11 protein-coding genes are annotated in these 7,062 nt (G+C 41.2%); 5 read left to right on the top strand and 6 right to left on the bottom strand.

The window, feature by feature from the left end; translation table 11 throughout:
• Positions 1 to 159 precede the first annotated feature (159 nt).
• The 5 genes from ABF638_RS24240 to ABF638_RS24220 all read right to left on the bottom strand — a co-directional run bounded on the left by ABF638_RS24240 (position 160) and on the right by ABF638_RS24220 (position 3,654).
• Positions 160 to 834, bottom strand: a complete 675-nt coding sequence (locus tag ABF638_RS24240; RefSeq protein ID WP_435025485.1) for a hypothetical protein — start codon at positions 832 to 834, stop codon at positions 160 to 162.
• 258 nt (positions 835 to 1,092) lie between these two features.
• On the bottom strand, positions 1,093 to 1,566 hold the full coding sequence (locus ABF638_RS24235) for a MarR family winged helix-turn-helix transcriptional regulator (RefSeq protein ID WP_435025484.1): 474 nt from the start codon (positions 1,564 to 1,566) through the stop codon (positions 1,093 to 1,095).
• 19 nt (positions 1,567 to 1,585) lie between these two features.
• Entirely contained in the window at positions 1,586 to 2,440 is an 855-nt protein-coding gene (locus ABF638_RS24230) for an ABC transporter permease (RefSeq protein WP_435025483.1), read from the bottom strand.
• Positions 2,397 to 3,248, bottom strand: coding sequence for an ABC transporter ATP-binding protein (locus ABF638_RS24225; RefSeq protein ID WP_435025482.1), 852 nt, complete (start codon positions 3,246 to 3,248; stop codon positions 2,397 to 2,399). Before ABF638_RS24225 ends, ABF638_RS24230 begins: the two co-directional genes overlap by 44 nt.
• A gap of 160 nt (positions 3,249 to 3,408) precedes the next feature.
• A complete protein-coding gene (locus ABF638_RS24220) occupies positions 3,409 to 3,654 on the bottom strand; it encodes a UPF0175 family protein (RefSeq protein ID WP_435025486.1) in 246 nt (81 codons plus the stop codon).
• A 152-nt stretch (positions 3,655 to 3,806) separates the two neighbouring features.
• Between ABF638_RS24220 and ABF638_RS24215 the strand changes: the two genes are divergently transcribed.
• From ABF638_RS24215 to ABF638_RS24195, 5 genes are all read left to right on the top strand, one after another.
• Complete coding sequence (locus ABF638_RS24215; protein ID WP_435025481.1) at positions 3,807 to 4,385, top strand: hypothetical protein; 579 nt, start codon at positions 3,807 to 3,809, stop codon at positions 4,383 to 4,385.
• A gap of 206 nt (positions 4,386 to 4,591) precedes the next feature.
• A complete protein-coding gene (locus tag ABF638_RS24210) occupies positions 4,592 to 4,939 on the top strand; it encodes a DUF6883 domain-containing protein (RefSeq protein ID WP_435025480.1) in 348 nt (115 codons plus the stop codon).
• A 19-nt stretch (positions 4,940 to 4,958) separates the two neighbouring features.
• Complete coding sequence (locus tag ABF638_RS24205; RefSeq protein WP_435025479.1) at positions 4,959 to 5,207, top strand: DUF4926 domain-containing protein; 249 nt, start codon at positions 4,959 to 4,961, stop codon at positions 5,205 to 5,207.
• A 132-nt stretch (positions 5,208 to 5,339) separates the two neighbouring features.
• Complete coding sequence (locus tag ABF638_RS24200) at positions 5,340 to 5,600, top strand: AbrB/MazE/SpoVT family DNA-binding domain-containing protein (protein WP_435025478.1); 261 nt, start codon at positions 5,340 to 5,342, stop codon at positions 5,598 to 5,600.
• Positions 5,600 to 5,917, top strand: coding sequence for a type II toxin-antitoxin system PemK/MazF family toxin (locus ABF638_RS24195; protein ID WP_435025477.1), 318 nt, complete (start codon positions 5,600 to 5,602; stop codon positions 5,915 to 5,917). The genes ABF638_RS24200 and ABF638_RS24195 overlap by 1 nt, the downstream gene beginning before the upstream one ends.
• A 54-nt stretch (positions 5,918 to 5,971) precedes the next feature.
• Here the strand turns inward: ABF638_RS24195 and ABF638_RS24190 are convergent, their stop codons facing one another.
• Positions 5,972 to 6,661 (bottom strand): SAM-dependent methyltransferase, encoded by a 690-nt coding sequence (locus tag ABF638_RS24190; RefSeq protein WP_435025476.1) that lies wholly within the window; start codon positions 6,659 to 6,661, stop codon positions 5,972 to 5,974.
• Positions 6,662 to 7,062: the final 401 nt, after the last annotated feature.

Raw genomic sequence — 7,062 nt, 5'->3', positions numbered from 1 at the left:
AACACGAATAATTTTCCCAAAAATTCCCGAAAAATGCACAAAGTCAACAGCCTAGGCGGAGCCTCCCAGGATGAGTTCCCAGCCTATAGGCTGGGAACCAGTCAGAGCAAGGGCTGTATCTTTTCTTAGTGCCATTCGGTACAGAGCAACTTGATAAGTTTAGGCGGCCAATTCTGAAAGGCGTAAACCAGCGATATTTTCACAGGAAAAAGTCTCTTTACCTATCCATCGGCGGCAGATTAGCTCTATTATCTGGCCTGCCCAGTTGCGGAAAAACCATTGGCACAAGGAACCATCTTCTTGAGGAGTCATAGACAAAGGAACAAAGCCTTTCTTTTGCCACACCTCTGCTGCTGCATAGATATCATCAACAAGAATGGCAACGTGATGGACAGTATTAAAACCTTGCTCGTGGAATAAGCTAGCAATCTGTTCGTCTGGTGTGTTAGGTGCAAGTAGCACCAAAATCATGCCTGACGGCATTAAAGCTGAGAGAAAGTACATACTAGCATCTTCGGGCAATAAGCTTTGCTCTGGACAAAAATCATCAGGCCATTTTCCTGGCCCTTCCGTGATTTTGGCATCATGCTTGATTAGAGTCGTTGCGTACTCTGTGAGAGTTTCTGAATTAGGAAACAACAGTACATAGTGATCTACGACAACTGGTTCACCAAATATATCTATGCAAAAGGATGAGTTTAAAAACTCTGGAGTCTTGCACTCTTCTTTATACAAGAGCAATCCGTCAGTTTCAACAAAAGGAGACTCTTTACTAATCGAAGTCTCAGCTAAGTTAAAACCTTTTGCAGCTTCTGCTGGAAGATTATTGCTCATAATGCTCACCTATAAAAATGATTTAGTATTCAACATTAAGGCTCAGAAGCAGAGCTTATGTCTACATCATAACTAATACCAATTTGCTATGAAGATTCACTGAATTATTAAACCTAGACGTGTAATCCCGAATCCTCCGAAGGCTGGGTCGATGACTGAGGCTATTGTTATCCCACGAACAGCACCAGCCGTCCAATAGTAAAAGCCGATGGTCTCGAAACTTAAAAGCTGCAAAAGGATCGGCTGGTAAACTCAGAGTTATGAGGATTTTAGTTCCGTTTTCTCGAAGACATTTTTTAATAGAGTTAAGCCTTCTTCAATGTTGGAAATTTGTTCTTCTGTAAGACCTTTCAGCAAGTCGGTAATATGAGCGCGAGTTTGATCTTGGGATTGCTTCAGATGATGCCTTCCATCTTCAGTTAAATTGAGCAACACCCGCCGACGCTCTTGAGGATGAGCAATCCGTTTCACGAAGTCGCGTTGTACCAAGCGTTCTATGGTTGCTGATGCCGTGGCAGAGGTGACGCCTAAATGCTCTGCCAGGTCAGATAATGAAGCACCGGGATTGCGATTAATAAATGCTAGCGATCGCAATTGAGGTATAGATAAAAAAGCGGCACTATGGGCACGCATATCCGCTCGGATAAACCGCATCACTAATGGAACTGTCTCCATTACTCTAGCGGCACATTCTTCGGAAGTTGCACCTTGATTAGGTTTATCCAAGGTCATGGGCTTGTTGTTCTCCTGATTACATTGCCACCCGTGGATAAAGTTTTCCACCAAGGATGGCCAAAATGATTAATGTGAATAAGAGAATTGTACAATCCAGACCAAAGCCATAGATGCTAGTGCCGTTTAACAGCATGGTGCTACGTAAGCCGTCAACCAGATAAGTCAATGGATTTAAATGGGAAATGAACTTTAACCAACTGGGCATCAACGAAATCGGATATATGGCATTGCTAGCAAAAAATAACGGCATGGTTAACAATTGTCCAATACCCGTCATCCTTTCTCGGCTTTTCACCAAACAGCCAATAATTAATGAAAAAATACAAAATGTTCCCGCCCCTATTATGACTAGCAGCAGTACTTGGAGAATAGCTAGGGGATGAAGATTTAGTTTGACACCTAATAAAAATGACAATCCGTAAATGAATATTACCTGAGATAAGCACCTCACCCCACACGCCAGGGCTTTGCCCAACACCATCGCCACGCGAGGCGTAGGGCTAGCTAAAAATTTATGTACAATCCCTAAATCCCGCTCCCAGATTAGCGTCATCCCACCACTAAAAATTGCCACAAACAGAATACTCTGAGCCAAAATGCCAGCAGAAAGAAAGTCCAAATAGGGTAAGTTTCCTGTAGGAATCACGCGAGTACGTGAGAAAACTTGCCCAAAAATTAGGAGCCATAAAGCTGGTTGCACAGCTCGAACTATTAAATCAGTGGGATCGTGGCGGAGTTTACGTATTTCTAATTCTGCGATCGCCAGGGTTTTCGTAACTAGCTCTTTAATTGCAGAGATCAAATTTACTCGGACAGTGGGTGGTGATTTAACCCAACCGTTGAGCAGTACGTCTGGTTCTTGCTGTGTCACGGTAGTTGACTCCTGATGTTAACTGGTCGCCTGTATAGTGAATAAAGACATCATCCAAAGTTGCATTTGGGTTATCTAAAGAAGCTTTTAAATCGGTTGGTGTACCTGTGGTAACGACTTCACCTTGCTGCATAATCGCCACTCGGTTACATAAGCTATCCGCTTCTTCTAAAAAGTGGGTTGTTAAAAATATAGTTGTGCCGTAATCAGCACAGAGTTGTAATACAAGCTGCCATACTTGAGTTCGAGCTATGGGATCTAGTCCGACAGTCGGCTCATCAAGAAACAGAATTTGGGGTTGATGTAGAACTGATATGCCGATTTCCAGCTTGCGAATCATCCCACCAGAGTAGTTTCGTACCAAGCGTTTTGCTGCATCTTGCAAACCCATGTATTCTAGAATTTCATAGATGCGGCGATCGCGTCCTTTGGTAGGTATTCCATAGAGCTTGGCGAAGATTAAGAGATTTTCGTAACCAGTGAGGCTACCATCAGCAGACAGCGCTTGGGGTACATAGCCGATAGCCCGTCTCACAGGATTGGGTTGACGAGTCACGTCATAGCCAGCTAAGGTTGCTTTCCCTGCACTGATAGGCAGCAAAGTTGTCAACATTTTAATAACTGTACTTTTCCCTGCTCCATTGGGGCCAAGTAGCCCAAATACTTCGCCCTGTTCCACAGATATGCTCAGGTTATTAACTGCGGTTAACTTACCAAAACGGCGTGTGAGTCCCTGAGTTTCCAAAATCAACCGTTTTGGTTCGCTAGGAGGTTGCGATCGATTTATTTTTCCCGTCAGTATTGTCACAAGTTTGATGCACTTCTATTAATTAGCAAATCTAACTATTAGCTTCTCAATAGATTTACTAGAAGTCAATAGACTTCTGGCGGAAATTTGAATCAGAGTAAAAGGAAACTCAGTAGAGTGGCGGCGAAGTTATTGATGGGCGAAGTATCACTGACAATGATCACAGTCTATCCATCGCCTGCAAGTTTTCTATATCTTGGTCAAAATCCTCGACCCCATAATGCACTGAAATTTGACGACTTGCGAGTAGATGCTGAAATGCTATGCGGTTTATCCCTGCAAACCGACTGGCTTGAGCAAGGGTTAACTTTTCTTTTTGAAAAAGCATTACCGCAATTTCCTGCTTCATTTCGCCTTCAGTCATCCCAGTTGCGGTTAATATTTCATTAGGGATGACGATTACAATCCTTTCTATCACTACTATTCTAAGCAGCTTCAAACTCTTTGTTGCTGATTTGGTATACAGCGAAATGCCACTAGTGTTAATACTGTTACAATTTTGGTAGCAATTATGCTCTAGTAGTAAGTATCGTGTACCAGATTATGAGAAATTGATTTATGAATTTTGAAGATATTACCAATAAAGCCGTTGAAAAAGGTGTAGAAACTGCTGTAGAAAAAACTTTAGGCGTTAAAGACCTAAAGACGGTAAAAGCCGTTGTTGAGACCGGTGCGGCCGCAGGGGCTGCTGTCAGTGCTGCTACAGGGTTATCTGTTGCAGCAACTTCAGGGGCAGGAATCACTTCCGGTCTAGCTGCGGCAGGTGGTGTGGTTGGTGGTGGTATGGCGGCGGCTCCTGCTGTATTGGCAGCAGGCCCAGCTTATGCTGGAGCAAAAATAATGAATGAAACTTTGTTCAAAGATCAACCGGATTTGTCTGAGGAAGAACGTGAAGCTCGTGCAGCTGCAAGAACAGCTACAAATATTGGGGCTGCTGCTGGTGTAGCTGGTGCTGGTGCTGTAACAGTAGCTGCTGGTGCTTCTGGTGCTGCAATTATGAGTACCCTTGCAGGTATCGGTGGTGTTGTTGGGGGAGGTGCGATCGCTGGTACTGCGATAGTTGCTGCTGCACCTGTTGCTGCTGCGGCAGCCATTGGATACGGGATATACAAACTTTTCGGCGGCGGTAAGGAATAGCATTAACTCTGTTGAAAAAGTTGAATAAAATTCAATAAATATACCCTTGCTATGAATTCAATGTATAATATGTAGTAAGGAAATAAAATTGAAGTGCCTGTGTATTTTAAGCGCAAATAGCCCCTTGGCTGTAAAACTTAATTTGCACAGGCATTTTCTATGTTTATATTCCCTAAACTCCATTACCTACTCTAAAAATAAAAATTATGTCTAATTCGGCCAATCTTATCCCAAATGCAGAAAATGCAGTCGTTGATATTCGTAAACTGCGTGATTATTGCCTCAATCCAGAACATGATGAAGGGAAACATAAAGCTCGCGTTTTTTGCTCAACTCTAGGTATAACATCTGACGATGCTGAAGAATTACGCCAGATTATTCTCAAAGTTGTCAAAACTCATCAAGTTCGCTTGGGACGACGCGATGAATTTGGACAACGCTACACTCTAGATTTCACGTTGGAATGGCAAAATAGAAGTGCAACCATTCGGAGTGGTTGGATTATCGAAGAAGGTTTTAATATCCCAAGATTAACAACCTGCTATGTGCTGTAAATATTTGGAAGTCTAGAAGATGACTAAAAATACAATCAAGTTGCTGGATGTAGTAGCACTGACAGCTGATCTGCCTGAATACAACCTGTACCGTGGTCAAGTTGGCACAGTAGTAGAATTATTAGCTGCTGGTGCTGCTTTTGAAGTTGAATTTAGCGATCGCTCTGGCCGCACTTATGAATCTGTCGGTTTACGCCCAGAGCAAATTATGGTGTTACATTTTGAGCCAGCATCCCCTGATTCAGCACGGTCAATGGTGACAGCATAAGTGGTTGTGCCCAGAGCGATGCCTACGGCTGGCTACGCCTACGCATTAAAAATTATTGAAAAATTGAGCGCTTGTTGACAAAATCCTGATTAGTAATCACAATGTAGTTACAATCAAGGAACAAGTATCCTCATGGGGACAGCAATTAGAACCCGTATTGTTAAAATCGGGAATTCTCAAGGTATCCGCATTCCTAAACTTCTACTAGAACAAAGTGGTATTGGTGAAGAGGTAGAAATCGAAATTCAAGATTGTCAACTAATTGTCCGTGCTGCCTCTCAATCGCGCAAGGGGTGGGAGGAAGCATTTGCAACTATGGCGAAGCAACAAGACAATGTACTGCTCGATGATGCCGTAACTACAGAGTGGGAGCATGTAGAGTGGGAGTTGTAGTGAATCGATTTGATGTGTTTTTGGTTAACCTCGACCCGACAATTGGCAGTGAGATTCAAAAGACAAGATCCTATGTAGTAATTTCACCAGATGAGATGAATAAATATATTGCCACGGTTATTGTTGCTCCGATGACAACTAAAGGACAGTCTTATCCGACTCGTGTCACTTGTGAGTTTCAGGGTAAAAATGGGCAAATTGTTCTAGACCAAATTCGTACAGTTGACAAAACTCGATTAGTCAAAAAGCTAGGTCAGATTGACCCGGATGAACAAAAAGCAGTTTTAGATACTTTGGCTGAAATGTTTGCTGAATAATATACCTAACAATCTATAAACCGGATGGTTATACCAATTTTTTATAGATACGAATTACATAACATATCTGGTTATCTTCAACATCTGGTTTCCACCAGGCTGTAGTTCGTATTCAACCTTTTCAATATCTATTTTGTAACCTTTCGAAGTGTAATATTTAACTATTTCATCTAAATGTTGTGAATGTTTCCACATTAAAGTTATCAGGGGAAATATTCTAACTTCTTTAGCAATACGCAACATCTCACCTACTGAATTTAAGTGAAAATCGTAATCGAGATGGTCTGAATATAAAAATAATAAATGCGAACAAAGAGCTATATCAAATTCTTGATTATCATAAGCCAATTTTGGTAATTCACCAACTGTATATCTATTACTCTTTTTGCCAGTTTCATAATCAGACAGAAATTCTTGAATAACTTTGACTCGATTTTGTCGCAAATCATCCGGGGATTTATGATAGCTCCATACCCAATCATTCGATGTAGCCTTGACTTGGTTAATTATGTTATCTACCACTTCATTAAATCTTTGCAATATTTCATCACTGGAAAATTGATAGAGTGGGTCAACAGAAACTACACTTTTACCCTGACGTGTCATTTCTGCATTAAAGCTTGCTGGCCCATCCCCAATCCCAATGATGCTTTTATTTAAATCTGCATTTGTTAAATTGAATATTTTTATATATTCATCCATCGACCTCCCAAAAGGAACTACTTTCTCTAAAACCATTGCCATAGAATTTACCTCGTAAATAGACTTATTAAACAGGATAATAATAAAATTAAAATGTTTTATTCACTGATAGACGGCAATCATTCAGAAGCACGTTAAGTTCTTTTACAACTGTCAAGGGATTTCTACCTCTAAATACAGCAGCGATCGTGGTAAATCTCACCAATGGTAGAAAATAGCGATAGCTGCGCCAACACTTTCAGCGATCACAGTTTAAAAATCCGTTTACAGCCGATGCTAACTAAAGTCACTATATCAAAGACTTAATACAATACCTACGTATACCCCACTATCTTGCTATAGGCTGATACAGCATTACATCCAACCTACCCAGAAGAGAATAAAGTAAATCGAATGGTAATAATAAAGTTTTTCAAGAAATTTTATATTTTTGTGAATTCTCT

Source organism: Nostoc sp. CALU 1950, assembly GCF_051172895.1.
GTDB lineage: Bacteria > Cyanobacteriota > Cyanobacteriia > Cyanobacteriales > Nostocaceae > Nostoc > Nostoc edaphicum_A.
The sequence above is the reverse complement of the archived record's forward strand: the minus strand, read 5'-3'. Positions and strand labels throughout refer to the sequence as shown.